At 62.3% G+C, this 26,895-nt stretch carries 28 protein-coding genes and 2 pseudogenes; 18 read left to right on the forward strand and 12 right to left on the reverse strand.

Features of this window, described 5'->3' with window-relative positions:
- The 3 genes and pseudogenes from VFB05_RS11855 to VFB05_RS11865 all read left to right on the forward strand — a co-directional run.
- A pseudogene (locus tag VFB05_RS11855) lies at positions 1-124 on the forward strand (IS5/IS1182 family transposase); the annotation flags it as partial.
- A gap of 109 nt (positions 125-233) precedes the next feature.
- Positions 234-632 carry a PAS domain S-box protein gene (locus tag VFB05_RS11860; protein WP_325012454.1) on the forward strand — a complete coding sequence of 133 codons (399 nt, stop codon included), beginning with the start codon at positions 234-236 and terminating at the stop codon, positions 630-632.
- Positions 633-822: 190 nt separating this feature from the next.
- Positions 823-1,365 carry a hypothetical protein gene (locus tag VFB05_RS11865; protein ID WP_325012456.1) on the forward strand — a complete coding sequence of 181 codons (543 nt, stop codon included), beginning with the start codon at positions 823-825 and terminating at the stop codon, positions 1,363-1,365.
- Between the two features lie 46 nt (positions 1,366-1,411).
- Here the strand turns inward: VFB05_RS11865 and VFB05_RS11870 are convergent, their stop codons facing one another.
- Positions 1,412-2,047 (reverse strand): DUF3592 domain-containing protein, encoded by a 636-nt coding sequence (locus VFB05_RS11870; protein ID WP_325012458.1) that lies wholly within the window; start codon positions 2,045-2,047, stop codon positions 1,412-1,414.
- Positions 2,048-2,197: 150 nt separating this feature from the next.
- Positions 2,198-3,232 carry an alpha/beta hydrolase gene (locus tag VFB05_RS11875; protein ID WP_325012461.1) on the reverse strand — a complete coding sequence of 345 codons (1,035 nt, stop codon included), beginning with the start codon at positions 3,230-3,232 and terminating at the stop codon, positions 2,198-2,200.
- 448 nt (positions 3,233-3,680) lie between these two features.
- On the opposite strand from VFB05_RS11875, the gene glgC reads away from it, so the two are divergent.
- The 9 genes from glgC to VFB05_RS11920 all read left to right on the forward strand — a co-directional run bounded on the left by glgC (position 3,681) and on the right by VFB05_RS11920 (position 14,151).
- Positions 3,681-4,943: a glucose-1-phosphate adenylyltransferase gene (gene glgC / locus VFB05_RS11880; RefSeq protein WP_325012462.1), complete on the forward strand. Its 1,263-nt coding sequence runs from the start codon at positions 3,681-3,683 to the stop codon at positions 4,941-4,943.
- A complete protein-coding gene (gene glgA / locus VFB05_RS11885) occupies positions 4,940-6,412 on the forward strand; it encodes a glycogen synthase GlgA (RefSeq protein ID WP_325012464.1) in 1,473 nt (490 codons plus the stop codon). Before glgC ends, glgA begins: the two co-directional genes overlap by 4 nt.
- 145 nt (positions 6,413-6,557) lie before the next feature.
- The gene (locus VFB05_RS11890) at positions 6,558-7,769 is read left to right on the forward strand and encodes an OpgC domain-containing protein (RefSeq protein ID WP_325012466.1); all 1,212 of its coding nucleotides are present in this window, start codon (positions 6,558-6,560) and stop codon (positions 7,767-7,769) included.
- Positions 7,770-7,781: 12 nt separating this feature from the next.
- Positions 7,782-8,270, forward strand: a complete 489-nt coding sequence (locus VFB05_RS11895; protein WP_325012468.1) for a DUF2059 domain-containing protein — start codon at positions 7,782-7,784, stop codon at positions 8,268-8,270.
- Between the two features lie 379 nt (positions 8,271-8,649).
- Positions 8,650-9,861: a peptide antibiotic transporter SbmA gene (gene sbmA / locus VFB05_RS11900; protein WP_325012470.1), complete on the forward strand. Its 1,212-nt coding sequence runs from the start codon at positions 8,650-8,652 to the stop codon at positions 9,859-9,861.
- 33 nt (positions 9,862-9,894) lie between these two features.
- A complete protein-coding gene (gene araD / locus VFB05_RS11905; RefSeq protein ID WP_325012472.1) occupies positions 9,895-11,634 on the forward strand; it encodes an L-arabinonate dehydratase in 1,740 nt (579 codons plus the stop codon).
- Between the two features lie 134 nt (positions 11,635-11,768).
- Positions 11,769-12,488: a ribonuclease activity regulator RraA gene (locus tag VFB05_RS11910; protein ID WP_325012474.1), complete on the forward strand. Its 720-nt coding sequence runs from the start codon at positions 11,769-11,771 to the stop codon at positions 12,486-12,488.
- A gap of 54 nt (positions 12,489-12,542) precedes the next feature.
- Positions 12,543-13,616 (forward strand): tartrate dehydrogenase, encoded by a 1,074-nt coding sequence (locus VFB05_RS11915; RefSeq protein WP_325012476.1) that lies wholly within the window; start codon positions 12,543-12,545, stop codon positions 13,614-13,616.
- Positions 13,617-13,737: 121 nt separating this feature from the next.
- Positions 13,738-14,151, forward strand: coding sequence for a group II truncated hemoglobin (locus VFB05_RS11920; RefSeq protein WP_325012478.1), 414 nt, complete (start codon positions 13,738-13,740; stop codon positions 14,149-14,151).
- Between the two features lie 32 nt (positions 14,152-14,183).
- Here VFB05_RS11920 and VFB05_RS11925 read toward each other — a convergent pair whose 3' ends face one another.
- The gene (locus VFB05_RS11925) at positions 14,184-15,149 is read right to left on the reverse strand and encodes a class I SAM-dependent methyltransferase (RefSeq protein WP_325012480.1); all 966 of its coding nucleotides are present in this window, start codon (positions 15,147-15,149) and stop codon (positions 14,184-14,186) included.
- A gap of 350 nt (positions 15,150-15,499) precedes the next feature.
- On the opposite strand from VFB05_RS11925, the gene VFB05_RS11930 reads away from it, so the two are divergent.
- Positions 15,500-16,987: a lipopolysaccharide biosynthesis protein gene (locus VFB05_RS11930; protein ID WP_325012482.1), complete on the forward strand. Its 1,488-nt coding sequence runs from the start codon at positions 15,500-15,502 to the stop codon at positions 16,985-16,987.
- A 29-nt stretch (positions 16,988-17,016) separates the two neighbouring features.
- On the opposite strand, the gene VFB05_RS11935 is transcribed toward VFB05_RS11930, so the two are convergent.
- Together VFB05_RS11935 and VFB05_RS11940 are read right to left on the reverse strand one after the other, a co-directional pair.
- Complete coding sequence (locus VFB05_RS11935; RefSeq protein ID WP_325012484.1) at positions 17,017-17,823, reverse strand: arsenite methyltransferase; 807 nt, start codon at positions 17,821-17,823, stop codon at positions 17,017-17,019.
- A 62-nt stretch (positions 17,824-17,885) separates the two neighbouring features.
- A complete protein-coding gene (locus tag VFB05_RS11940; RefSeq protein ID WP_325012486.1) occupies positions 17,886-18,209 on the reverse strand; it encodes a metalloregulator ArsR/SmtB family transcription factor in 324 nt (107 codons plus the stop codon).
- A gap of 141 nt (positions 18,210-18,350) precedes the next feature.
- On the opposite strand from VFB05_RS11940, the gene VFB05_RS11945 reads away from it, so the two are divergent.
- From VFB05_RS11945 to arsC, 4 genes are read left to right on the forward strand one after another with little or no spacing between them, the layout of a single operon-like run.
- The gene (locus VFB05_RS11945; RefSeq protein ID WP_325012488.1) at positions 18,351-18,713 is read left to right on the forward strand and encodes a metalloregulator ArsR/SmtB family transcription factor; all 363 of its coding nucleotides are present in this window, start codon (positions 18,351-18,353) and stop codon (positions 18,711-18,713) included.
- On the forward strand, positions 18,706-19,233 hold the full coding sequence (locus tag VFB05_RS11950; protein WP_325012491.1) for an arsenate reductase ArsC: 528 nt from the start codon (positions 18,706-18,708) through the stop codon (positions 19,231-19,233). Before VFB05_RS11945 ends, VFB05_RS11950 begins: the two co-directional genes overlap by 8 nt.
- Positions 19,233-19,934: an MIP/aquaporin family protein gene (locus VFB05_RS11955; RefSeq protein ID WP_325012494.1), complete on the forward strand. Its 702-nt coding sequence runs from the start codon at positions 19,233-19,235 to the stop codon at positions 19,932-19,934. Before VFB05_RS11950 ends, VFB05_RS11955 begins: the two co-directional genes overlap by 1 nt.
- Positions 19,931-20,329: an arsenate reductase (glutaredoxin) gene (gene arsC, locus VFB05_RS11960; RefSeq protein ID WP_325012496.1), complete on the forward strand. Its 399-nt coding sequence runs from the start codon at positions 19,931-19,933 to the stop codon at positions 20,327-20,329. Before VFB05_RS11955 ends, arsC begins: the two co-directional genes overlap by 4 nt.
- A gap of 770 nt (positions 20,330-21,099) precedes the next feature.
- Here the strand turns inward: arsC and VFB05_RS11965 are convergent.
- The 5 genes from VFB05_RS11965 to VFB05_RS11985 all read right to left on the reverse strand — a co-directional run bounded on the left by VFB05_RS11965 (position 21,100) and on the right by VFB05_RS11985 (position 24,115).
- The gene (locus VFB05_RS11965) at positions 21,100-21,279 is read right to left on the reverse strand and encodes a hypothetical protein (protein ID WP_325012498.1); all 180 of its coding nucleotides are present in this window, start codon (positions 21,277-21,279) and stop codon (positions 21,100-21,102) included.
- The gene (locus VFB05_RS11970) at positions 21,276-21,488 is read right to left on the reverse strand and encodes a hypothetical protein (protein WP_325012499.1); all 213 of its coding nucleotides are present in this window, start codon (positions 21,486-21,488) and stop codon (positions 21,276-21,278) included. The genes VFB05_RS11965 and VFB05_RS11970 overlap by 4 nt, the downstream gene beginning before the upstream one ends.
- A 312-nt stretch (positions 21,489-21,800) precedes the next feature.
- Entirely contained in the window at positions 21,801-21,977 is a 177-nt protein-coding gene (locus VFB05_RS11975; RefSeq protein WP_325012501.1) for a hypothetical protein, read from the reverse strand.
- Between the two features lie 522 nt (positions 21,978-22,499).
- On the reverse strand, positions 22,500-22,874 hold the full coding sequence (locus VFB05_RS11980; RefSeq protein ID WP_325012503.1) for a hypothetical protein: 375 nt from the start codon (positions 22,872-22,874) through the stop codon (positions 22,500-22,502).
- Positions 22,875-23,155: 281 nt separating this feature from the next.
- Positions 23,156-24,115, reverse strand: coding sequence for a hypothetical protein (locus tag VFB05_RS11985; RefSeq protein ID WP_325012505.1), 960 nt, complete (start codon positions 24,113-24,115; stop codon positions 23,156-23,158).
- A gap of 286 nt (positions 24,116-24,401) precedes the next feature.
- Between VFB05_RS11985 and VFB05_RS11990 the strand changes: the two are divergent.
- Positions 24,402-24,557: pseudogene (locus VFB05_RS11990) on the forward strand (YciI family protein); the annotation flags it as partial.
- Between the two features lie 80 nt (positions 24,558-24,637).
- On the opposite strand, the gene VFB05_RS11995 reads toward VFB05_RS11990, so the two are convergent.
- Both VFB05_RS11995 and VFB05_RS12000 read right to left on the reverse strand, forming a co-directional pair.
- Complete coding sequence (locus tag VFB05_RS11995; RefSeq protein WP_325012507.1) at positions 24,638-25,498, reverse strand: DMT family transporter; 861 nt, start codon at positions 25,496-25,498, stop codon at positions 24,638-24,640.
- Positions 25,499-25,568: 70 nt separating this feature from the next.
- Positions 25,569-26,105 carry a TetR/AcrR family transcriptional regulator gene (locus VFB05_RS12000; RefSeq protein ID WP_414643184.1) on the reverse strand — a complete coding sequence of 179 codons (537 nt, stop codon included), beginning with the start codon at positions 26,103-26,105 and terminating at the stop codon, positions 25,569-25,571.
- Positions 26,106-26,895 lie beyond the last annotated feature (790 nt).

Below are 26,895 nucleotides of genomic sequence, written 5' to 3' on the forward strand. Positions count from 1 at the left end.
TCTGGTCGAAAACTTCTTCTGCTCTCTCAAGGCATTCCGACGCATCGCAACCCGCTACGAGAAGACCGACACCTGCTTTGCCGGCTTCCTCAATCTGGTCGCGCTTTTCCTTGCCTGCCGGTGACTGTAAACAGGCCTTAGCGTCCACGTCGCCCCGGCGAAAGCCGGGGCCCAGACCGCGGAGTGTTTCCGCATCGTGGGACGGACATAACACCTTAAAGAGAGGTGGAGAGATGAACGACCCATCCAACCTCGACGCCCGCATCCTCGACGATGTCGCCGATGCCCTCATCTATGCCGACCGCTCCGGCACGATCAGGCGCTGGAATCGCGCCTCGACCACGCTGTTCGGCTTCACAGCGCAGGACGCGCTCGGCCAGAGCCTCGATCTCATCATCCCCGAGCACCTGCGCGAAGCGCATTGGAGAGGGTTCGACGCAGCGCTCGCAAGCGGCATCATGAAGCTTGCGGGACGCCCCACCCTGACCCGCGCCACCCACAAGGACGGCCGTAAGCTCTATATCGAGATGACCTTCGCCCTGGTGAAGGATGAAGGCGGCGCCGTGCTCGGCTCGGTCGCGATGGCGCGCGACGTGACCGAGCGCGTCATGCGCGAACGTGGCAAGAGCTGACAGGCATCAGGAAGTGAGAGGTATCAGGTGCTCCTCCGAATTGGCGCCTTGATATTGCGCCAGCGGCGCCTCCTCACGGACACAAGTCCCCTGCATAGCGGAAATATGCTGTGGCCTCGCGTGCAGCGGTTCCCGCCGAAAGGCGGAACTGCGTCGCGCGGGAAGCGTTTGGTGATAAGGAGCGACCGCCATGAAACGCCTGCTGAAGTTTCTCGGCTATGTCCTTGTCACCATCTACTTCGTCGCTGATCTCGCGTTCGAATCGGTGGCACGGCCGTTTTCGGCCTGGCTTGGACGCCAGAAGCTGCTGCAGCCGCTCTACGCCTGGATCGCGCGCCTGCGCCCCTATCCGGCGCTGGCGCTGTTTTCAGTCCCGGTCGTGCTCCTTGAACCCGTCAAGCCGGTCGGTGCGTTCCTGGTCGCCGCGGGCCATGTCGTGAGTGGCGTCCTGACCATTGCCGCGGGCGAAATCCTCAAGATCACGCTCGTCGAGCGCCTGTTCCACCTCACCCGCGACCGCCTGATGCAAATCCCGGCCTTTGCCCTGCTCTATCGCCAGTGGATGCGATTCCGCGACTGGGTGACATCATCCGAAATCTGGCGCTGGTGCCAGAACCGGATCGCGCAAGCAAAGATGCTGCTCAAGCGCCCGGCCGCCTCGACCGCTTCAGGCCGGCGCCTGCGCATCGCGGCCGCGTCGAATGGGAACGGCAACGGCAGGCGCCACGGCTGACCGCGGCGCGCCTGCGCCCTTTCATTCAAGCGCGGCGCAGGCGTTCTCAGCGGACAGGCAGTGTGGCGCTCCAGATCGCGAACACGACCGCGGCGATCCCAACCGCGGCGAGCAGGCAGCCGGCGAATAGATACCGGGCAGCGCCGACCTGCCCGAGCTCGAGCACCGCGGTCTCAGGCTGTTTCGGATCGTGACGCACAGCGATCGCAGCACCGACCGGGTAGCGGGCCATATGGTCGCGTGCCTGTTGCTCGCGGATGTAGCCGCGCTCCTCGAGCCCGATCCGGATGCGGTCGCCCTCGTAGCGAACTCCGTTCACCGCGTAGCCGTAACTGACGCTCGGGACGTAACTGTCGAACTCATCATCCGACTTGGACGTGCGCTTGATGACCTCAGTCGCAAGCACCACGCCCTCCGCAACCGGCCATTGCGTGAGCGCCGCAGCCATCCGGCGGTAATGGATCGCCTTCGACAGCAGGAAAAAGCCGATGCCCAGAAACAGCAGTGCGGCAACCCACCCGCCAAGCACGAAATAGGGTTTTGCGGCACGATCGATCGCGCTGTCGGCAAATGCGCGGCTGGGTGCAAACACGCCAGCGGCGAGCGCGATAGCTGCCGCGAATTGATGGCGCGCCGACAGACCAACAGCAAGCGCTTTGACCTGAAGCCTGAGACGGCGCATTCGGTAATATCCCCGATCGAAGCTTGCGCTGTCACGCCCACGCGAGCCCCTGCATTCCGTAGACCTGTCCATGCCCAATAGACGCGTCGCGAGCATGACCGGTTCGAAGTCAGGCCTTTCATCTTCCGACAGCTGGCGGGATAATTGCAGCTACTGCTTGCCCTCATCGAGGAACGCCTGCACAGCCTGGAACAGGCGCAAGCGGTTTTTCTCCATGATGATGGTGTGCGTCCCCTCTGCCAGTTCGACGTATCGCTTCCCGGGGGAGTTCACGAGTAGCGGAAACAGAGTCTGCGCCATATAGGGCGGGGCGTCGCGATCCCATTCCGCGTCAACCAGCAGTGTCGGTACCGTTATCTTGGAGGGATCGTAGTAGGGTTTGCCCGCGCCGAAATATTCTGTGCCGTCCTGAACGACCCCGTTGGGGGCGCGAAGCGAGGGTGGGTTCATCTTCTGACCAACCGGATCGGTCGCGAACGTCGCATCGGCCCAGGCATCGAACCAGCTTGGTGGAATAAGCGATGCCTTTTTCTCTTCCGGCACTCCCGTGTACCACCTCTCCTTCGCCTGCTCGCGCGTCACCGTGCGGTAGGCGCCGAGCTTGCCCGGACCCGCTTGCACCAGGGACGGCGTCTGACGAATCCACACCGGCGCGTACAGAATCAACCTTTGCACCTTTGCCGGATTTCGGGTTGTGTAGGTCGCCATCAGGGTCGTTCCCCACGACCAGCCGAGGAGGTTGAGGCGCGGGATGTTGCGCCGTTGCAGGATGAAATCGACCACCGTGCCGATATCCCCGACTGCGACCTCCCCGGTCACGATCGGCGGGTTGGCTTCAGGCTTTTCGTCCATCTCCCTGGGGCGCACCGACCTGCCATAACCCCGCAAGTCCAACAGCCAAACGTCGTAGCCGCGCGAGGCGATGTACTCCATCCACGAGAGGTCATCCAGTTTCAGGTCAAAAGCCGTCTCTGCCGGATAGGTCGCGCCATGCACGTAAAGCACAGTCTGCTCCGGCCGGAATGTCGTCATGTTCGCCGGCCGCTTGTTGCGGACGTATATCTCGATGCCGGCATCGGCCGTTTTCACCATCATCTCGTCGGTGACCAGCGATGAAGATTGCGCCAGGGCCGGCACGGCGAGCAGAGTCGAGAGGAAAAGACCGATCAACACTGATGCTTTCAACGCCGCCCCCCGAAGGTCGAGAATTGTTGGAGTTGAGGGATACTGGCCTAGCTCGTCAGTACCATCAAGAGCGCATGGCATCCGCCGTCTATCTTCTCCTTCAAGTTGCGGCGATGATCGGCCGAGCGCACATTTTGCAGCCCGGGTGCAGCGGCCACCCGGTCCGCGCTGCGCCCGCGGCTATTGGACGGAAACGAGCATGCAAAGCTCAGACGACTGCCGTCGCGAAGATGCGGATTTCATGCTCTCTCCGCACCGTCGTCCTGGCGAACCGCCAGGACGACGAGGAGGGGAAGCTCTCCCTCCCAGCACGACAAGCCTGAAATGACCGCCCTCCCCCTTCCCGACCGACCGATCCCATGGCTACAATTGGTTCCACTGGCTCCCGGTGCAACCGTGCCGGAACAAGAGACGCTGTCCGGAGTCAGAAGTTGAGTGGGAGGACGTCATGAGGACCGTCGGAAACGAGCCGCTGTCGCGCCAGGCGCTGGCTTTCGTGCTTGCGGGCGGCCGCGGCAGCCGGCTCCTGGAATTGACCGACCGCCGCGCCAAGCCCGCGGTCTATTTCGGCGGCAAGACCCGCATCATCGATTTCGCGCTGTCCAATGCCGTCAATTCCGGCATCCGCCGCATCGCGGTGGCGACGCAATACAAGGCGCACAGCCTGATCCGGCATTTGCAGATGGGCTGGAATTTCTTCCGCCCCGAGCGCAACGAGAGCTTCGATATCCTGCCCGCCAGCCAGCGCGTGTCCGAAACCAACTGGTATCTCGGCACGGCGGACGCGGTCTACCAGAACATCGACATCATCGAGGCCCACGGCGCCAAATACATCGTGCTGCTCGCGGGCGACCACATCTACAAGATGGATTACGAGCTGATGCTCAAGCAGCATTGCGAGAGCGATGCCGACGTGACCATCGGCTGCCTCGAGATGCCGCGCGAGGAGTCGAGCGGCTTCGGCATCATGCATATCGAGGAGGACGGCCGGGTCAAGGCCTTCATCGAGAAGCCCGCCGATCCGCCGCCGATGCCCGGCAAGCCCGACAAGTCGCTGGCCAGCATGGGCATCTATATCTTCAACACCAAATTCCTGTTCGACGAGTTGCGGCGCGATGCCGGCGATCCCAACTCGAACCACGATTTCGGCCGCGACGTGATTCCCTATATCGTCAAGAACGGCCGCGCCGTGGCCCATCAATTCAGCCAATCCTGCGTCAGATCCGGCCTTGAGCAGCAAGCCTATTGGCGGGATGTCGGCACGGTCGACGCCTATTGGTCCGCCAATATCGACCTGACCGACGTGGTGCCGGAGCTCGACCTTTACGATCGCGAATGGCCGATCTGGACCTATTCCGAGCTGACCCCGCCTGCCAAATTCGTCCATGACGAGGATGGCCGGCGTGGCCAGGCGATATCTTCGCTGGTCTCGGGCGGCTGCATCATCTCCGGAGCCTCGCTGCGTCGCTCCCTGCTGTTCACCGGCGTGCATGTGAATTCCTACGCCCAGGTCGAGAACGCCGTCATCATGCCCTACGTGACCATCGGCCGTCACGCCCGGCTGAAGAATGTGGTCATTGACCGCGGCGTCAACATCCCTGAAGGCCTCGTCGTCGGCGATGATCCCGAACTGGATGCCAAGCGCTTCCGCACCACGGCGCAAGGCGTCTCGCTCATCACCCAGCCGATGATCGACAGGCTCAATTCATGACGCTGCTTCGCGTCCTGTCGGTCACCTCGGAAATCTATCCCTTGATCAAGACCGGCGGCCTCGCCGACGTCGCAGGCGCCCTGCCCGCGGCACTTGCCGACTGCGGCATCGCTGTCAAAACGCTGGTGCCCGGCTATCCCGATATCATCAAGGCAATGCCGGCCGCCGACACGCTGCTGGACCACCCGAGCTTCTTTGGCGGGCCCGCGCGCCTGTTGGGCGTCACCTATCAGGGATTGGAGCTCCTGGTCCTCGATGCGCCGCATCTGTTTGCGCGGCCAGGCAACCCCTATCTCGGACCCGACGGCAAGGACTGGCCGGACAATGCCGTGCGGTTTGCGGCGCTGTCGCGGATGGCGGCGGATATCGGCCTCGGAGCGATCGCGCCTCTGGTGCCCGACATCGTGCATGCGCATGACTGGCAGGCGGCGCTTGCGCCGGTTTTCCTGCATTATCACTGGGGCCCGCGGCCCGGCACCGTCATGACGGTGCACAACCTCGCCTATCAGGGCCTGTTTCCGTACGAGACGCTTGGCGCGGTCGGCCTGCCGCAGGACGCGTTCAACGTGCATGGCCTGGAGTATTACGGCCAGGTCGGATATCTGAAGGGCGGGCTGCAGTTCGCCGACCGCATCACCACGGTCTCCCCGACCTATGCGGCGGAAATTAAGACCGACGAAGGCGGCATGGGGCTCGGCGGCCTGTTACGCGAACGCTCCGCCGTGTTGAGCGGGATCCTCAACGGCATCGACATCTCGGTTTGGAATCCCGCGACCGATCCCGACATCGCTGCGCGCTACAGCGCTGGCGAATTGTCGCAGCGCCCGGCCAACAAGGTCGCGCTGCAGCAGCGGTTCGGGCTTGACCCAAAGCCGGATGCGCCCCTGCTCGGCGTCATCAGCCGGTTGTCCCCGCAGAAGGGCCTCGATCTTCTGCTCGCCAACGTCGATACCATTCTGTCCGAAGGCATGCAGCTGGCGCTGCTCGGCAGTGGGGACCGCGATCTTCAGGACGGCTTTGCGGCGGCCGGCAAGGCGCATCCGGGCCGGATCGGGGTGGTGATCGGCTACGACGAGGCGCTCGCTCATCTGATCCAGGCCGGCAGTGACGCCCTCATCGTGCCGTCACGGTTCGAGCCGTGCGGCCTGACCCAGCTCTGCGCCTTGCGCTACGGTACGGTGCCCATCGTCGCGCGGGTCGGCGGCCTCGAGGACACGGTGCTCGACGCAACTGAGGCCGGCGCCAGCGCCACCGGCTTCAAATTCGCCCCGGTGACCGCCGAGGCGCTGTCGAGCGCGCTGCGCCGGGCCAGTGTCAGCTTCCATGACAAGCCCGCCTGGCAGCGTCTGCAGGGCAATGGCATGACAACCGACGTCTCCTGGCGCAATCGCGCCGGCCGCTATGCCGAGCTCTATCATGACATCCTTGCGACACGCAGGATCGCAACCCACCAGGAGCGGGCGCTTTAACCGGCACCGGCTTGATTTGGATCAATAAGCGGCCTTGGATCGCCCCGCCAATCTGGCTAGGATTTGATTTTGGCATTTTGGTTGTAATCTCATTTTGCTTGTCGGCGCCGGCCGGCGCATCATTTTGATAGAATGGAGGGGCGCCATGACCAAGCGCAGTTCGGCAGGCCTGTACAGCCCGATCGAGCGCGACGTGCGGCTCGATTTCTTCCGCGGCATCGGGCTCTGGATGATCTTCCTCGACCACATTCCGCACGACGTGGTCGGCTGGCTCACCTTGCGCAATTACGGCTTCAGCGACGCGGCCGAATTCTTCGTCTTCATCTCCGGCTATCTGGTCGGCTTCATCTACGTCCCGATCGTCAAGGACGGCATGTTCATGGCCGCGCTGAAGCGGCTGTGGCGGCGGGCAGCTCAGATGTATGTCGCCCATATCATGCTGTTCCTGATCTTCACGGCGCAGATCGCGCGCACCGTGCGCCGCTTCGACAATCCGATGTATGAAGACGAGTTCAATGTCCATAATTTCCTGCAGCATCCGGACATCCTAATCGGACAGGCCCTCACGCTGCGCTACAAGCCGGTCAATCTCGATGTGCTGCCGCTCTTCATCACCCTGATCGTGGCGGCGCCGTTCATCGTCTGGGGCCTGGTGCGCCGTCCCAATCTGACGCTGCTCCTGTCCGTGGCTCTCTACATCCCCGCCCGCATCTTCGACTGGAACATCGCCTCTTACCCGCCGGGCACGACCTGGTACTTCAACCCGTTCTGCTGGCAGCTCATGTTCGTGTTCGCCGCGTGGTGCGGCACGGGGCAGATCGAGAAATACGCGCACGTGATCTGGTCCAGGCTCGGCATGACAATCGCCACGCTCTGGCTGTTGTTCGCCTTCCTGATCGTGATGACCTGGCATGTTCCGGCGCTCGGGGCCCTGGTGCCGAAATGGATGATCAAGGTGATCTATCCGATCGACAAGACCGACCTCGACATGCTGCGCCTGACGCATTTCTTCGCGCTTGCGGTCATCGTCACATCCATCGTCTCGCGCGACTGGAAGCCGCTGTACACGAAGTGGCTGCATCCGGCCATTCTCTGCGGCCGGCATTCGCTGCCACTGTTCTGCGTCGGCGTGTTCCTGTCGTTCTCGGCGCACTGGATCCTGACGCAATTCACCAAGGGCGTCTGGGAGCAGCTCGCCGTGAGCTTGCTCGGCATCGTGATCATGATCGGCATCGGCTGGGTGCTCGATCGTGCGTCCGACGTACCCGACCTGTTCGTGCAGGTGCTCGAGACCGACGAGCCGAAGCCTGCGGTCGAGGTCGGGGTAGTGCCCGCGGTCCAAATCGCCAAGGCCTGACAGGAGCACGACATGTCCAGATATCTGTCGATGATCGCCGCCCTGTTGCTGTGGCTTGCCATGCCGGCAAGCGCTGAAACGCCCTCGCCTGAGGCCATGAGCACAGCGCGGACCCTCGTGGCCACAATGGGGCTGGCTGATCAATACCGCGCGCTGCTGCCGGTCATCCTCATGAGCCTCAAGCCGGTCGTCTCGCAGGACCGCCCCGAGATCGAGCAGGACTATGACTCGATGGCGGCGATGATCGCCACCGCCTACACCCCCTTCTATAACCAGATGATCGAGCAGGCCGCGACCCTCTATGCGACGAACTTCACGGTCGACGAGCTGCGGCAGCTGGATTCGTTCTATCATCTGCCGGTCGGACAGAAGCTGCTCGGAAAATCGCAGGCGCTGGCGCAGCAGACGACGCAGATTGGCCAGGACATCAGCCGCAAGGCGACCGAAGAACTGAAGGCACGGCTGACGGAGGCCTTACGTCAGAAGGGCCACAAGCTGTGAGCTGCGGACCACCGATATTCGCACGACGTGACGTTTCGAAAGGCCATTGTTCTGAAAGAGGATTGGCGGAAAGGCGGGCGGGACTGGGCAACGCGCTGGGACCTCGGCGCCGTTCTCCTGGTCATGGCGATTCTCGTGACGGGCATATTGAGCAAGCTGAACGAGGCCTTCTGAGCGATGGTGACCGTGGTCCTCCTGTGCGTCCTGCTCGCCGGATTGCATCGCCGCTCACGCTAGTCTAGGCCTTGCCCGGGGCGCGCTGGCCCCGACTGTCACGTTATGTTCTCATCCAATAGAAGCCCCGCGGGTTCCTTCGCCCCTGCCGGCCGTTCTATAAGCGCCCCAACACCACCCTCCGAGCGGAGCTGAGACCCCCACTATGTTCGTTTCATTCTTCCCCCGCCCAAGCGTGTTCTTTCCGTCGGTGATCCTCTGGATCGTGGTTTCGATGGCGGTCTGGTACGGCTTTGCTCACGATCTTTTTCAGGGGCCGGTGCCGGTTGGTGTATCAGTGTTCTGGTCGACGCCTGAATTGTGGTTCGACGCCTATTTCGCAATCTGCACCATAATATTCGCAGCCGCGTGGATGATCCTCGCCCCGCATCCCTGGGCCGGGTGGTCGATCCTCGGCTCCGCGCTGATCCTGTTCGCCTCCTATTTTCAGGTTCAAGTCTCCGTCGCCGTCAATGCCTGGTTCGGGCCGTTCTACGATTTCATCCAGGCCGCCTTGTCGAAATCGAGGCCAGTCACATCCGAGGAATTCGCAAGCCTGTTGTGGATCTTCGCCGGCCTCGCCTTCGTCGCCGTAACCGTCAGCGTGTTAACGAGCTTTTTCACGAGCCACTACATCTTTCGCTGGCGAACGGCCATGAACGAGTTCTATGTCGAAAACTGGCCGCAACTGCGCACCATCGAAGGCGCCTCGCAGCGCGTACAGGAAGATACCATGCGCTTCGCCCAAACGCTGGAAGGGCTCGGCGCCGCCCTCATCAGATCGGTGCTGACTTTGATCGCATTCCTGCCGATCTTGGTGAAGCTATCCGCTCCCATCACGGAGCTGCCGCTGGTCGGCTCGATCCCCTATCCCCTGGTCTGGGCGGCCATCATCTGGTCAGTGCTCGGCACCGGCCTTCTCGCCCTGATCGGCATCAAGCTGCCGGGAATCGAATTCCACAACCAGCGGGTCGAGGCCGCTTATCGCAAGGAGCTGGTACTCGGCGAGGACAATCCGCAACGCGCCGATCCGCCGACATTGGCCGCGCTGTTCGTGAATGTCAGGCGAAACTATTTCTGGCTTTACCTGAACTACGTCTATTTCAACATTGGCCGCATCATCTATCTGCAGGCCGACGTCATCTTCCCTTATGTCCTGCTCGCGCCCACGATCGTGGCCGGCAGGATCACCCTCGGCCCCATGCAGCAGATCATTCGAGCCTTCGACCAGGTGCGAAGCTCATTCCAGTATCTCATTAACTCCTGGAGCACGATCGTCGACCTGCTCTCGATCTACAAGCGCCTGCGCAGCTTCGAGGCAAAAATGTACGGCGAGCCGATGCCATCGATCGAAACGCAGGTCGCGCCTGGGCTGTGAGCCGGAGAGCCAATCAAGAACGGGCACGAAGAGATGACCAACAAGAAAAAATCCCCCGCCCATCTCCGCAGCGCGCGCTGGTTCGCGCCCGACGATCTGCGCTCCTTTGGCCACAGATCGCGCGTGATGCAGATGGGCTATGCGCCCGAGGAGTGGAAGGACCGCCCTGTGATCGCGATCCTCAACACCTGGTCGGATGCGCAGCCCTGCCACATGCACTTCAAGAGCCGCGTCGACGACGTCAAGCGCGGCGTGTTGATGGCCGGCGGCCTGCCGCTCGAGCTGCCGGCGCTGTCGCTGTCGGAATCGCTCTTGAAGCCGACCACCATGCTCTATCGCAACATGCTGGCGATGGATGCGGAGGAATTGTTGCGCAGCCATCCCGTCGATGGCGTGGTGCTGATGGGCGGCTGCGACAAGACCACGCCGGGTCTCCTGCTCGGGGCCACCTCCATGAACATCCCCGCGATCTATCTGCCGGCCGGCCCGATGCTGCGCGGCAACTGGAAGGGCAAGACGCTGGGCTCGGGCTCGGATGCCTGGAAATACTGGGACGAGCGGCGCGCCGGCAAGATCTCCGACGCCGACTGGGTCGACATGGAGGCCGGCATCGCCCGCTCCTACGGCACCTGCATGACCATGGGCACCGCCTCCACCATGACGGCGATTGCGGAAGCAATCGGCATGACACTGCCGGGCGCGTCCTCGATTCCCGCCGCCGATGCCAACCACATCCGCATGGCCTCCGAATGCGGCCGCCGCATTGTCGAGATGGTGTGGGAGGATCTGACGCCGCAGAAGATCCAGAGCCGCAAGGCGTTCGAGAACGCCATCGTGGTCGCCATGGCCATGGGCTGCTCGACCAATGCCATCATCCACGTGATCGCGCAGGCCCGGCGCGCCGGCCAGGATATCGGCCTCGATGATTTCGAGGTGGCGAGCCGCAAGGTGCCCGTCATCGCCAATGTCCGGCCGAGCGGCGACAAATATCTGATGGAGGATTTTTTCTATGCCGGCGGCCTGCCCGGCCTGATGAGCCGGATCAGGCAGCATCTCCATCTCGACTGCATCACCGTGACGGGCAAGACGTTGGCTGACAACATCGCGCGCGCCGAGGTCTACAATGACGACGTCATCCGCAGCGTTGACAACCCAATCTACAAGGAAGGCGCGCTCGCGGTGCTCAAGGGCAACCTCGCGCCCGACGGCTGCGTCATCAAGCCATCCGCCTGCGAGCCGCGCTTCCTCAAGCACACGGGTCCTGCGCTGGTGTTCGACGATTATCCGTCGATGAAGAAGGCGATCGACGATCCCGACCTCGACGTCACCGCCGACCATGTGCTGATCCTGCGCAATGCGGGACCGCAAGGCGGACCCGGCATGCCGGAATGGGGCATGCTGCCGATCCCGACCAAGCTCGTCAAACAGGGCGTGCGCGACATGGTGCGGCTGTCGGATGCGCGGATGAGCGGCACCTCCTACGGCGCCTGCATCCTGCATGTGGCGCCGGAGGCTTACGTCGGGGGCCCGCTGGCCCTGGTGAAGAACGGCGACAGGATCACGCTCGACGTCGCCGCCCGCAGCATCAATCTCGATGTGCCGGAGACCGAACTCGCCAGGCGCCGCGCCGAATGGAAGCAGCCGGAGCGCCGCTTCGAGCGCGGCTATGGCTGGATGTTCTCGCGCCACATCATGCAGGCCAATGACGGCTGCGACTTCGATTTCCTGGAGACCGGTTTCGGCAGGCCGGTCGGCGAGCCCGTGATTTATTGACCCACCCACCGTCGTTCCGGGGCGATGCGAAAGCATCGAACCCGGAACCTCGAAGATTCTCAGGTGCGCAATTGCGCACCGTAGTTCGGTGCTGTCGCACCGCCCCGGAATGACGAACAACTGGATAGACGAGAATGTCAAAACTCAGCGACACCACCCGCAACAAGCTCAAGACCGTCTCCACCGCAACCGTCGCCACCGCGCTCTACAAGCGCGGCTTGCGCATTCAGTGCATCCAGGATGTGCACCCCTTGAGCCCCGATCAGCCGACTATGGTCGGCGAGGCCTTCACGCTGCGCTACATGCCGGCGCGCGAGGACCTCAACAAGCTCGACGTGTTCCGCGACCGCTCCCACCCGCAGCGCAAGGCCATCGAGGAATGCCCAGCGGGCTGCGTGCTGGTGATGGACAGCCGCAAGAACGCCCGCGCCGCCTCCGCCGGCGCGATCCTGGTGACGCGGCTGATGAAGCGCGGTTGCGCCGGCGTCGTCACCGACGGCGGCTTTCGCGACTCGGCCGAGATCGCCCGCCTCGGCTTTCCCGCCTATCACCAGCGGCCGAGCGCGCCGACCAACCTCACCCTGCACCAGGCGATCGAGATCAATTGTCCCATCGGCTGCGGCGATGCGCCGGTGTTTCCCGGTGACGTCATCCTCGGCGATGCCGACGGCGTGATCGTGATCCCCGCGCATCTTGCCGACGAGATCGCCGACGAAACCTTCGAGATGACCGCATTCGAGGATTTCGTCGCGTCGGAAGTGCACAAGGGCCGCTCGATTGTCGGCCTCTATCCCGCAACCGACGAGCAGACGCTGAAGGATTTTGCCATTTGGCGCAAGGCGCAGGGGCGCTGAGACAACCGCCACCTTTCATCGTCCGCCTTTAGCTTGAGTCAACGGAGCAGTTAGATGCGCACCCTTTCCATCGCCGCCATTCCCGCCGACGGCATCGGCCCGGAGGTCATTTCCGCGGGCGTCCGCGTGCTGGAGGCGCTCGGCAAGCGCGCCGGCGATCTCTCGTTCAATGTCAAGACCTTCGACTGGGGCTCGGATTACTACAAGAAGCACGGCGTGATGATGCCGGCGGACGGGCTGGAGCAGCTGAAAAAGTTCGACGCCATCTATTTCGGCGCGGTCGGCGCGCCCGATGTGCCGGACCATATCACGCTGTGGGGCCTGCGGCTGCCGATCTGCCAGGGCTTCGATCAGTACGCCAATGTGCGCCCGACCAAGATCCTGCCCGGCGTCGCCTCGCCCTTGCGCAATGTCGGCGTCGGCGATCTCGACTGGGTGATCGTGCGCGAGAACTCGGAAGGCGAATATTCGGGCGCCGGCGGCCGTGCCCACAAGGGCCTGCCCGAGGAGGTCGGCACCGAGGTTGCGATCTTCACCCGGGTCGGCGTCACCCGCATCATGCGCTACGCCTTCAGGCTCGCGCAGTCGCGGCCGCGCAAATTCCTCACCGTGGTGACCAAATCGAACGCGCAGCGCCACGGCATGGTGATGTGGGACGAGATCGCCGCCGAAGTCGCACGCGAATTTCCGGACGTCAGCTGGGACAAGATGCTGGTCGACGCCATGACCGTGCGCATGACGCTCAATCCGAAGAGCCTCGACACCATTGTCGCGACCAACCTGCATGCCGACATTCTCTCCGATCTCGCCGGCGCGCTTGCCGGCAGCCTCGGCGTGGCGCCGACCGGCAACATCGATCCGGAGCGCCGCTTCCCCTCGATGTTCGAGCCGATCCACGGCTCGGCGTTCGACATCACCGGCAAGGGCATCGCCAATCCGGTCGCGACCTTCTGGACGGCCGTGCAGATGCTGGAGCACCTCAACGAGAAGGACGCCGCCGCACGTTTGATGGCGGCGGTGGAAAAGGTCTGCGCTGCCGGCGTGCTGACGCCCGACGTCGGCGGCAAGGCCACCACCAAGGAGGTCACCGACGCCGTGATCGACGCGATCCACGGCTCGAATCTGTGAGGCTGACGGCGATCGACACGAGGCTAGAACTCGTCCGGACTCCGTGTCCGATTGATCCGGATCAAAGCGTCAGACCGACATAGCCTGTTGGGTCGCGAGGCGATGATCGGGAGACGATGCGATGACGGAAGCTGCGGCGACGAGCGAAGACCGACCGTCCAAAGTGACGCCGTATGACCTGATCGGCGGCGAGGTTATGGTCCGTCGGCTGGCCGACCGCTTCTACGAGATCATGGACAGCGACCCCGGCGCCGCCCGCATCCGCGCCATGCACGACAAGGACCTCGCCCCCATCCGGCAGCTCCTGTTCGAATTCCTGAGCGGCTGGCTTGGCGGGCCGCCGCTCTATTTCCAGCGCAGCGAGCACCGCTGCATCATGTCGGCCCATCGTCCCTTTGCGATCGGCGAGGCCGAGCGCGACCAATGGATGATGTGCATGCGCCGCGCGATGGACGACTGCGGTCTCAAGGGTGAGATGCGCGGCGTGATGGATCAGGCTTTCCTGCGCATCGCGGATATGTTCCGCAACCGCTGAAGCATGGTTTCGGGCCGCGGGTCATCCGCTCTTCAAGCTCTATCCAACCGGACCCACAAGGAGCCGCCGAGCCTTTCACGATGTCTGTAGACATAGTGCCAGGCCGACAGGCGAGCCGGGATGAAGAGAGCGGCAAGCGCGGCCTCGGCAAGCCGCCGCATGCCGCTTCGCGGCAGGCTGCGGATACGCGCGACAATGCCGTCGGGGTTCAGCTGCGCGCGCCTGATGTGGCTGTACGAGATATCGTGCGCCAGGAACTCGCGCCAGCTCAGCGGCTCGAGTTCGGCCGACCGCACCACCAGGCCATTGCGCCGGCAGACCGCCTCGAAGGCCTGCGGCGTCCAACGCCCGATATGGTTGGGCGGAAGATCCGGCACCGACCGGTGTGTCTCCTGGTATTCAATTCGCGCGGCGTTGGGAACGGCGCAAAACGCGGAGCCGCCGCTCTTGAGCAGGGCGCGGATGCGACCGAACAACGCGTCCAGACCGTCAAGATGCTCGACGATCTGGAACAGAAAAATGAAATCGAACGATCCGCGATCGGCATCCAGGGCCCTGTCGCGCACGTCCACTGAAAGGGCCCGGTATCCCCTGCGTTCCAGCACCGGAATCGATTTGACGTTGTATTCGAGCGCGGTGACGTCCTCTGCGCGGACAAGGCTCGGGCAGACCAGGTTGAGGAAGTGTCCGTTTCCGGCGCCCACCTCGAGGATTTTCGGCCGCTCCGCAGCAAGGCCTTCGAGCTCAGCCACCGTGCGCGCAAACTCCCATTTGGACCTGGGATAGACTCCTGCGGCTCCGGTGAAGTTATAAAAGTCCGCATTGCCGGCGACGAACGGCCACGAAAATCCAAAGCCGCAATCCGCGCAGCGCATCAAATGGCATGTCTGACCGCCCCACAAGGACGTCACGATTGTGAGGATGCGCTCGTGGCTTTCCCGGTCGGCGCGCTCCGGCGCGAAGCAGTGCGCCGCTTCCTGGACGGAGACCGTTCGCATCGACAGCGTCGCGCGCGATCGGCACGCCGGGCATTCTGCCGCGTCCGAATTGCGGGCGGTCGGCGCTGCATACCGCTCCGTCAGATCTTGTGCCGGCAAACAAGCCATCGTCTCAATCATATTGGAATTCCGACAATCGGCTCCCCGGAGGGGTCACGGCTCCAAACACAGGCCTGATTAACGTCGCGGGGCTAGCGGCGGAAGCGGATAGTTTCTCCTTAGTTAACGTCCCCCATTAACCAACATCCGGCATAGCGCCTCATTTCTAACCTTTTCCTGCTATTCCGGCCCTACCCTGGGGCATGTCAGTCGCCGCATCATCTCGACTGACCGATCAAGCACGATTGCCGATGAGCGCCGCCGCAACACCTAACGACGTCATGGCTGTCGCGTCCCGTTGGGTCGTGTCCAGCGTCGCCGTGCAATTTGGCAAAGCGGTGCTGCTGTTCGGCTCGCAGATCGCGCTCGCCCGGCTGCTCAGTCCGACCGACTTTGGCGTCGTCGCCATGTGCGCGCCGATTTTCGGCGTGTTTGCCCTGTTCAACGATCTCGGCCTCTCGCAAGCCGTCATACAGCGTCCAGATCTGACCGAGGACGACAGCAACAATGTTTTCTGGATCAACCTGGCGCTCGGCTGCGTCCTGGCATTGATGCTCCTGTTGCTGGCTCCCGCGGTTGCGGGCTTCTACAATGACCACAGGGTCGCGGGGGTGCTGGCAACGCTGTCGGTGCTGATCATCGTCAACAGCCTGTCCTTTCAACAAGTGGCGCTGATGCACCGGCGCATGGAACCGCTGCCGATCCTGCTGATCGACATCGCGCCGGTGCTTGCCAACCTCATTGCCTCGATTTTTGCCGCGCTGCTGGACTACGGCTACTGGGCGATCGTCATCGGACAATTGGCGCATACGCTGACCGCAGGCGTGCTGGCCTGGACCTTGTCGCCATTCCGCCCCGCCTGGCCGCGCGCGCTGGGCCAAGCAATGCCCCTCATGAAATTCGGCGCGCACCTCACCGGACTTTCGATCGCCTCGTTCGCGGCGACCAGTCTCAGCCCGCTGCTGATCGGTCGGATTTTCGGCGCGCTGGAGGTCGGCCTGTTCGACCGCGGCTACAAGCTCGTGAACATGTCTTTCATCCAGTTTCTCACCCCGCTGTCCCGAATTGCCGAGACATCGCTCGCCCGGCTGTCCTCCGACCCGAGCCGCTACCGAAAGGCGCATCTTCAGTTCTCGGAGGCGCTCATTCTCTTCCTCACGCCGGGCCTGATCTGCCTTGCCTTCATGTCCGATGATGCCGTCCAGGTCCTCTATGGCAAGCAGTGGGTCGCCGCCTCGGCGATCGTAAGCTGGTTTGCGGTGGCGAGCCTGCTCGCGCCTGCCGGAGCCGCGGCGTCATGGTTGTTCGTCAGCCAGGGCCGCACGCGCGAAATGCTCCGATGCGGCCTGATCGGGCAGCTCCTGTCGGTGGTGTCGCTGGCGTTCGGCCTGCCGTGGGGCCCGACCGGGGTCGCGATCTCGGCCGCGATCTTTTCGGTGCCGATCCAGGCCGTGATGATGTGGGGGGCAACGCGCGAGGGACCGGTTTCAATGGCCCATTTTGCGGGGATGCTGCTTCCGATCGCCCTGTCCACCATCGTGTCGGCGGCGCTCGTCTACGGTCTCTCGCTTCAGCTTCGCCCATTGTCGCTCCACCCGCTGCTCGTCCTGGGCTTCGGATTGCTGGCGGCCTACGCGGGTGCAGCTCTGGCCTTATGTGCGACCCGGCCGGGCCGCAGGATCATCCATGATGCCAGACGAGCAGCGCAGATGCTCACGCAGAACAGAGTTGCGGCCTAGCTGTTGACGCTCTGCCTCTCAGCCTTGCCTCACGCGCAGCAGGATGCGCTCGCGGCCGGCTTCACGGCGCGGATGAAGGCGCCCATGAACTTGCCGTCGACCTCCCTCGCCATCGCGTCCACGTCGATGCCCTTGCCGGTCAGAAATTCGCGCGCGTCCTCGACCCGGTAGATGCGCGTCGGCTCGATGCTGGCCTGCACGAATCCCGCAGCGCCGAGCTTGGACTTGTACTCGACCTCTTCCAGTGCGCCGGCGATGCAGCCGACCCATAGCAACATGTCGCGGCGCAACTGTTCGGGCACCTCGCCGCGGGTCACCACATCGGATACCGCAAATCGGCCGCCGGGCTTTAGGACTCGAAACGCCTCACGGATGACCTGATCCTTGTCGGCCGACAGGTTGATCACACAGTTCGAGATGATCACGTCCACCGAGTTGTCCGGCAAGGGGATGTGCTCGATTTCACCCTTGAGGAATTCGACGTTTTGCGCGCCGACCTTTGTCTGGTTCGCGCGGGCAAGCGCCAGCATCTCATCGGTCATGTCGAGCCCATAGGCTTTGCCGGTTGGGCCGACCCGGCGCGCCGACAACAGCACGTCAATGCCGCCGCCCGATCCGAGATCGAGCACCGTTTCGCCCGGCTTCAATTCGGCCAGCGCGGTCGGATTGCCGCAGCCGAGCGAGGCGAGAACAGCGGCTTCGGGCAACTCGCCGGTCTCCTGGTCGGAATAGAGATTGGAGCTGATCGGGCCGGACGACGCCGGCCCGCAGCAGGAGCCCGCGCGAACCGCGGCCCGGCTGTACTTCTCTCGAACGGCTTCCTTGATGTCTGTCATCTGCGACCTCCTCCTCAACCGATGCACGCTTGTTCTAGAAGCATCGAAATAAAACACAAATCTCAAGCGAACTGCGCGGGCTTGCCGATCCCCCCGCAGGCCGCGTCAGCGCAGCATTCGGCCACCAGGAAATCCACGATACCCCGCATCATGTCGTAGTTGGCGCGGCAGATCAGCGTCGTCGCCTGCCGCTCCTGGCTGATCAGCCCAACCATCAAGAGCGCCTTGAGATGATGGGAGAGCGTCGACCCGGCCAAGTCCAGTTTCGTCTGCAGCTTGCCGACGCTCATCCCGCCATCTCCTGCGCGCACCAGCGCGCGGTAGATTCGCAGGCGTGTCGGATTGCCGAGCGCTTCCAGGCGGGCGGCTGCGTCGTCGATCTTCATGATGCTGGAGATAGCGGCGATCGCCGTGCACGTCAACCGTATTTCTGGAATATTGGAAATATAGCTGCGATCGATAGGTCAGCCGACTCCGGCCTGGAAAAAAGATTGACGGCACGCCGACAATTCCATAACTCTGGAAATATGGAATCAGAAGAAGCCGTCCTGGCGCTTGCCGCGCTTTCGCAATCGACCCGTCTGGAGGCCTTCCGGACGTTGGTCAGGCATGAACCTGGCGGCCTTGCCGCCGGCGAACTCGCGCGGCTCCTCGAGGTCCCGCCCAACACGCTTTCGGCGCATCTGTCCATCCTGACCCGTGCGCGGCTGGTGACGTCGGAGCGGCACAGCCGTTCGATCGTCTACCGCGCCAATCTAGGTGAGTTTCGTGACGTCGCAGTCTTCCTGTTGCGGGACTGCTGCGGAGGACGACCGGAGGTCTGCGCGCCGATCCTCGAAAGCCTGCAGCCCTGCTGTCCTCCGAAACGAAAGGAGCGGAGCCGTGTCTGATCATGTCTTCAACGTGCTGTTTCTCTGCACCGGCAATTCCGCGCGTTCCGTTCTCGCGGAGTCGATTCTGCGCAAGGACGGCGCCGGCCGCTTCCGCGCCTTCTCGGCAGGCAGCGCGCCGAAAGGCGCGGTCCACCCGCTGGCACTGCGCGTGCTGGAGCGAATGGACTACCCCACCGACGGGATGCGTTCGAAGAGCTGGATGGAGTTCGCCGCGCCCGATGCCCCGGTGATGGATTTCGTCTTCACCGTCTGCGACAACGCAGCCGGCGAGGCCTGCCCTGTCTGGCCGGGCCAGCCAATGACCGCGCATTGGGGTATTGAGGACCCGGCCGCCGCCGAGGGTACCGAGCTGGAGAAAGAGGCGGCCTTCACGACCGCCTTCCGCTTTCTGAAGAACCGCATCGACGCCTTCATCAGCCTGCCAATCAACAGGATCGACGAGCTCTCGCTGGGCACCAGGCTGCGCGCGATCGGTCGCCTTGACGGCGCGACCCACCCGACCCCAAAGGCGAGCTGATGGACAGCTTCGATCTGCCGCGCCGCTTTGCAGCGGAAGCGCTGGGCACAGGAATCCTGGTCGCAACGGTGGTCGGCTCCGGCATCATGGCGGAGACGTTGACCAAGGATGTCGCGCTCGCGCTCCTGTGCAACACATTGCCCACAGGCGCGATCCTGGTCGTGCTCATCACGGTGCTCGGCCCGATCTCCGGCGCGCACTTCAATCCGGCGGTCACGCTCGTCTTCACCGCAAAGCGGCAGCTCCCGGTGAACGAAGCCGTGCTTTACATCATCGCCCAGATCGCCGGTGGCGTCATCGGGACAATGGCCGCGCATGTGATGTTCGCGCATCCCCTGATCGAGTTTTCGCTGAAGGTCCGCACCGGCGGCGCGCAATGGTTCGCCGAAGCAGTCGCTGCGTTCGGCCTGGTCGCCACGATTCTCGCCGGCCTTCGCTTCCAGCGCGCGGCCGTGCCGTGGCTGGTCGGCCTCTATATCACGGCGGCCTATTGGTTCACGGCATCGACATCGTTCGCCAATCCGGCGGTCGCCATCGCGCGCTCGCTGACCAATACTTTCTCCGGCATTCGCCCGGTCGACCTTCCTGGCTTCATTGTCGCCGAGCTCTGCGGGGCGATCGCCGGCATGTTGCTGATGAACTGGCTGCTCGGGCGCGCCGACGTGCGCGGCCCCGTTGCCATCGCGGAGACACGACCATGAGCGTCACGATCTATCACAATCCGGATTGCGGCACCTCGCGCAATACGCTTGCCATGATCCGGCAGAGCGGCGTCGAGCCCCTCGTCATCGAATACCTCAAGACGCCGCCGTCGCGCGAGACGCTCAAGGATCTGGTAGCAGCCATGGGCCTCTCCGTCCGCGCTTTGCTGCGCGAGAAGGGCACACCCTACAAGCAGCTCAACCTGGACGACCCCAAATGGACGGACGATGAACTGCTGGATGTCATGATGGCCCATCCGATCCTGATCAACCGTCCGATCGTGGTGACACCGAAGGGCGTACGACTGTGCCGGCCATCGGAGGCGGTGATCGATCTTCTGGAGAATCCAGTCGGGCGGTTCGTGAAGGAGGATGGCGAGGTGGTCGAAGGCTAGTAGCTCTGCACAGAGGTTTTGACGGGTTGGCGGGGCAGCATTGCCGGGTCGCCCCTTAACGTCTTGAATGAGTGAGAGCCAGTTCTGGGGACCGCATGGGCCACGTGTTGCCGTGACACTAGAATAGTTTGATTTGATCGCCGGTGTACCCCAGGTAGCCGCCGAGTTGATGCAGCGCCGCAAGTCGGCAGCTATGGGCCCAGGCCGTGTGAAAACGCAGAAGCTGAAGCATTGACCGAGCATCATTAAATACTCATTTACCTCACCTGCCCATCATTTGCGCAGCGAGGATGTGGAACCAAATGCTCAGTGCGGTGCTGTTGGACTGGATGCCCAGCCCTATGACGGTCTGATCGTCTATTCGTTCCTCGCCTTTGTGATGGTCCCTGGCTTAATCCTGAACGGCCTCCTCATCACTGCGCTTCCAGGCATTCTGATTGGGGCATTTACTGCACGCAAGATTTCTGGATCTTCGCTGGGTCCCAACATCTTTATCGGCGCCTTGCTGGCATTGTCATCGAGGTCATCATTTGCGAGATGAATTGGTGGCCATACTCGGTCAGCAAAGGTGCCGAAAATGGAGCTTTCTGGATCGCGTTGATTTTTCGATCACTACTGCCGATTTGGCTGTTCGCAATTTTGACTTCGAAAACACTCATCCTGAAAACAGAACAGAAAAATAGCCAGCCTCGGTAGTCCGCCCTGGGCCACAAACGGACGTGGGCCCGCCTGCTCGGTCACATTGCGCAGCAGTTAGCCACGGCCTCTCCTCATGAAGCTGTCCGACCGGTTCTGAGCGCTCGCTCGACTTCATCAGCAAGACGATTGAGGTGCTCGTGCAGACGATTGAATACTTCGCGTTTTGCTTCATCCATGGCCAAGTCACGGATCAGCGCCGCCTCGGCGGCGTCCTTGCGAAGCTTTTCAATGGACGCCAGATAATCCTTCATGGACGCTGTTTCGGCGGCTGAATGCCGGGCGAGCTGACCCATCCGCTGAGATGCGCTGCAGTATTGGCTTGGCGTGCCTTGCGAAGGAGCTCTTCTTTCTCTGCTCCGGGTCGAAGGGGCGAAGCCTTTTGTCGCGCGGCCTCGGCGTAGAGCGCCAGCCGCTCTTGAAGTGATAAGTTTTGTTTGAAACGACGCCGTTGCTGCTCCATGGCGCGCTCCTTACCGTTAGAGGAAGGCGGGAGCGCAACCGGCGTTCTCATCACAGATACAAGCCACGTACCGGGCTGTGATAGGAAACAATAGCCCAATGTCGAAATCGTTCCCCTTCACCCGATATGATGCAGGGCGGAATTATGGGCTTCGGCCCACATCTTCAACGGACTGATGCTACGAATGGACGTGGCAGGTCGTTGGTCAGTCCGTTAACGGAATGGCATTGCCTCAATCAATGAAAGAGGCCGCAAACCGATCACCGGCTTCTATTGCAGCGAAATCGACCACGCGGCATCGTTGAGGCGGCCTTACTTAGGAGAGAACTTGGCCACCAAACGGTCCCTCTCCCAAACTTGAATGTCTTTTCCGTCAACGTACTGACGTGCTTTTTCGATGGCCTCTTGATCGTCCGCGCACTTTAATATTTGCGGCGCTTGATAGATGCGGCCGTCAGCATCAATAAAATAGACGCGGTAAGCTGGCATAGCCAAACTCCCGAGCAAGGCGGGAGCGCTATACTCTCAGTCACCGATAGCTGCCTAGGATGGGGCGGTGATGTGAAAATTCTAACACAAGTAGCCAAGTTCGGGCGAAGTTTTGCACTCGACTGCAAGTTAACCGGCCAAGGTTGGCTTTAAACATGGCCCTGCGCTGCGCAAACTGACGCCTTGAGCCAACAAGAGGACGTGAGGGAATCGTTCTACGATAGCCAAGCGATCCTGCTCTGGCTCGCCGATCGGCGCTTCACCGCTCCACTCCCGCCAATGCGTTGGGAACACATCTACGGGCGCGCCGGTCCGCGAGTTTAGCCAACCGCGCAGCACGCGGCGGCAGGGGAAGACGAGCGCGTGTACCTCACCGGCGGTATCGATCACCGCCAGTTGTAGATGACGATCAAATGGTGCTGCCGTGGATTGCCACATGGCGTGCTCCCCATTCGCAGGCGGGAGCGCAATCGGTCTCTCAGCCACCGATGCCTACGGGCAAAGCCTCGGTCGGTGATAACGTCAGTATATGAGGTTTCGTCGGGGGCCGCTATAAATTGTTCCGCCCAGCGAGTTGACCTTCTCGCGCAGTCGATGACAGAAATCTTCAAGCACCGTCTGCAAGTTTTCGCAGCTAACGAGCAGTCGCTCGGCTTGTTCGCGCTCTGATGTGCCGAAGGGATGACCATTGCAGCTATCCCTGACGCGGATCACCCTGTCACGACCCTCTGCTGCTCTTTTCTCGGCGAATTCGAGATGGTCCAGATCATGCGCAAGCTTATCCAGCTCGGCGATCAACAACTTGGTGATAGCCGTTCGTCTGTCAGGCGTTAGATCATTGCCGTTCAGAAGGCCCATGAAGTGATCTACGTTGGCTTTGGCGATAAATCGGTGCATCGGACCCCCGGTCCAAAGGTTCACCATGTTCCACTATGCGCCCTGACGGGGCAGTTGGAAATATATTTCCGTGAAAGAGCGCGCAAAAAAGCCGCCGGGGGCCGCGCCCGCTGTCGCAACGGAGCGGCGCCGACTACCGCAGTCGGTTGTTTTGAGCAGGACTAGGGTCGAACAGTCTGCTCAGGGTCAAAATGCGAAGAACTCAACCTGAGCAAATCTGGGCCGGTATGCCTCACTAAGCGGAACTCGATAAGGACCGCCGCGTTGGCGCGTCACCGTCTTCACGGACGAAGAAAGCGATCAAAAAAGACCTGCGCTGCGCCGATTGCGTAGTCATGCGCTTTGGCCTGCGCGTGAGCGCTTTGACAGGGCGGAAGGTTTGCGCGTCCGAGTTCGGTGCAGGTTGCTAGAAAATCATAATGACCGACGCCCGGAAGCAGATCGACTGCGGCATTCGGGATCAGGGCTCCCGCCGCTAGTCCGCTGGTCGCCGGCGTCTCGACGTTATCGGCATCGCCGAGTACTATATGCACCGGCACACGCAGACCAGAAAGGCTGGCGGGACAAAGCGCTTGCACCCACGCGGGTGCAATTGCGAAGACGGCGCGTAACCGAGGCAGCGCGTGATCTTGACTGGCCTGTGCCACGTCGACCGCCAGCTCGGCCGAGTTCAACGCTTTCGCTTGATCGTCAAAGGTCGCAGCGAACTCCTCGTTAGGCTGACAGTCCCCGTCGTCCGGGTTTTCTCGGCAGAACCGAATCCAGCGAGTTGGATCGACTTTTGCTCCGGCCGCTACGAGTGCCGCAAATCCGCCTGCCGAAAAGCCAGCAGCGCCTACGCGATCGCTGTCGAGATGGGGACCGATGACGGGATCTCGGCCCACCTCATCCAACGCGGTCCGCAAATCGTCGGCGCGATCCCACCAAAGAACCGCACCCGTCATCGTCATCCTATCGGCACCATTGTTGCCTGGATGGTCGACAGCGATCACGATATAGCCGTCGCGCGCCATGGCAATGCCGAACCAGCCCATCATTCTGGCCGTACCACCGAACCCGTGGGACCACATAATCACCGGGTAGGACTTATTGCGTTCAAAGACGGCGTCGGGAGCTACAGTTCCTACATCGAATAGAGGCTTATCGGGACGGCCGATCACCAATGGATGCTCAGGAGCATCTGAAGCGGCTGGGTACCATACGGTGATCCGAAGAGTATTGCGATGCTGCGCGTCGCGCACGCTCGCAGTTCGTTCCGTTGTCACGAGTTGTCTTTGACCAACGGCGGCCCATGCCGGTGACGAGCAAGCGATCCCCATCAGAGAGGCCATGAGCAGAGACAGCCTAAGCAGCATAGGGCGAGCCCTAACAACCTTGAGACGAATACTAAGAAATATCAGTCCCGTGATTTTCAGTAAATGGCCGCTTCGGGTCACGCGCGGCCTTCCCCAATGAATTGGCGCCACAGCCGCTGTACCCCAGATACCCGCCGACTTGCTGCACACCACGCAAGTCGGCGGGCTCTGGGTCGCCGGCTTTTGGCTCTGGGAGGTCAACGAGATCGACGAGGCTGTCTCCTGGGCGAAGAGCTGCCCCAATCCCATGCCGGGACCGAGCGAAATCGAAATCCGGCCGCTGTACGAGATGGCGGATTTGCGAGCAAACTCCAGCGCCGAGAGATAACGAAAAATCCAGCCCGGATCACTTCGACCAGAGCCAAGCCCGGAAGTCGCCAGGAAGTCGCCGAGACGCCACCTCCCGTTTCAAATTGGCCGTGCGCTCGACCGCAACTGTGTCATGGCGACGCCGGAGATCGCGAGCAGCCCGCCGACAATCAGTTTTGGGGTCATGCGGTCGCCAAGGAACAACACGCTCGATATCAGGGCGAACACCGGAAGCAGCAGACCGAACGGCGCGACGCGGCCCATCGAGCAACGGGTGATCAGCCAGAACCAGAGGCCGAACCCGACAATTCCTCCGATGAAAATCGTGTAGGCCAGCGCCAGCCAACCGCGTTCATCCGCTGCGACAAGACTCGCCAGCTGCCCATGTTCAAGCAGCAATGACATCAACAGGACCTGTGGCACCGTGAGCAGCGACGACCACCCCATCAACATCAGGGGATCAAAAGGGCCATAGCGCTTGGTCAAGACGTTCGATACCGCGAACGCGAAGGCTGCTCCGACCACGAGCAACAGCGGAAGCGCGTTTGCCGACAGGCCGGGGCCCGCGGCCAGCACGATCACACCGGCGAATGCGATCACGACGCCGGCGGACGTGGTGAGCGACGGCTTCTCCGCCAACAGCGGCCAGGCCAACAAGACGGTGAAAGGCGGCGAGAGTTGATATGCGATCGCCGACATGCTCCCCGAGCCGAGCCCAAGGCCAACGTAGAAGAGGCCGAAGTTCAGTCCACCCAGGAAAAAAGAAATAGTTGCGATAGGGCCGAGCTGTTGACGCGTGGGCCGCCTGACGAAAGGAACAAGCAACAGCGCGATGGCCAGGAAGCGCAGCGCGAGGAAGAAGAGCGGCGGAAACTCCGTCACGCCGACCTTGATGACCACGAACTGATAACCCCAGAGCAAGGGAACGGCCACGGCGCAAACGATCTGGACGGCAGACATGGCGCCGTTCTTTTCAAGACCATTCGGTCTAGATATAGGCGTGCGAGCAGCGGAAACGTCCATGGTTTTTTCACCTGATAAAGCGGTCGAGCAAAGCGTCAACGGTGGCTTGCGAAATGACCCGTGTCGGTGCCGTCTTGCCGACCACCCGCATGCCCTCGACGAAACAAACGATAATCCGGGCGGCACTCGAAGGCTCGACACCATCGGCCAACTTGCCCGCTGCCTTCGCACGGGACAGCGCCTCAGCCAGCCTCGCCTCCATGGCTTTGAAAAAGCCGGCGACGCGACGATCAACGTCGGCATCACGGCCAGCCAGTTCCATGACTGTGGCGACCAGCAGGCATCCGCGCCGACCATTGGCGCCGCTGTTGCGGTCAACGTAGCCGGCCAGGTAGGCCCGCAAGCCGTCGACCGGATCTCTATGGGGAGCAAACTCGACGTCCATGCGGGCAAGTGCATCGGCAATGTAGCGATCAAGCGCACGCAGGAAGAGCGAGTGCTTATCGCCGAAAGCCGCATAAAGGCTGCCACGCGAGAGCTTCGTCGCCCGAAGAAGGTCCGGTAGCGCCGTGGCGTGATAACCGCGCGACCAGAACACGCCCATCGCGCGTTCGACAGCGGCCTCCGTGTCGAAACTTCGGGGGCGGCCACGGGGCGAACGCACGGAAGCTTGGCGGTTCATTGCCAATATATAGACCAATCGGTCGTTAAATAGCAAGTGACCTGCTGGAGCGGGCTACATCCTCAACGTCGTCCCGGCGAAGGCCGGGACCTATAACCCCAGGACGCAATTGTTGCGAAGATCGCTGGATACCGAATCCCGTAGAAAGATTCCGCGGTATGGGTCCCGGCCTTCGCCGGGACGACCGCGGTGCAAGTGGTGTCGTCCTGCGACTGATTTGCCCGCCAGGCACGCTGGCATGATCGAGGCCCCCGCCGGCCACGGCCACGTTGCTTCACTCGCCTGCGCCCTAACCGGGATTTTTCCAAAGCAATCAGCCAGGTAAGCCCGTCAAGTTCTGCGCGCAAAAATATTGCGCTTGATATTTTCCGAAAATCAGCAATCATCGTGACATCCCGCTTCGACACGAGGGGCGTATCGCGGACGTCACATACGCGAAGCGGGGATGCGGTGGACGCGGACGTGCCGAGGACGAACGGTGCGGTGCGCGGACGGCGAAATCGTGTGGTCCTGACGCCCCAAAGGCTGGCGCTCAAGTCCAAAGCGAAGCTGACAGGCTTCGTGAAGGACGACGGTGGCAATCGGCAAGGTTCACCGAGGAGCAACTGTGTTGAAGTAGACCGCCGAGCGGCCGGCCTCAAGGCTGGCGCTGGACGCGCCACCGCCTTCGGCGGCTGACGGCCTTGACCCCGTCCGCTCGCCGGTCTGTCGG

This window comes from Bradyrhizobium sp. (assembly GCF_035652035.1).
Classification (GTDB): domain Bacteria; phylum Pseudomonadota; class Alphaproteobacteria; order Rhizobiales; family Xanthobacteraceae; genus Bradyrhizobium.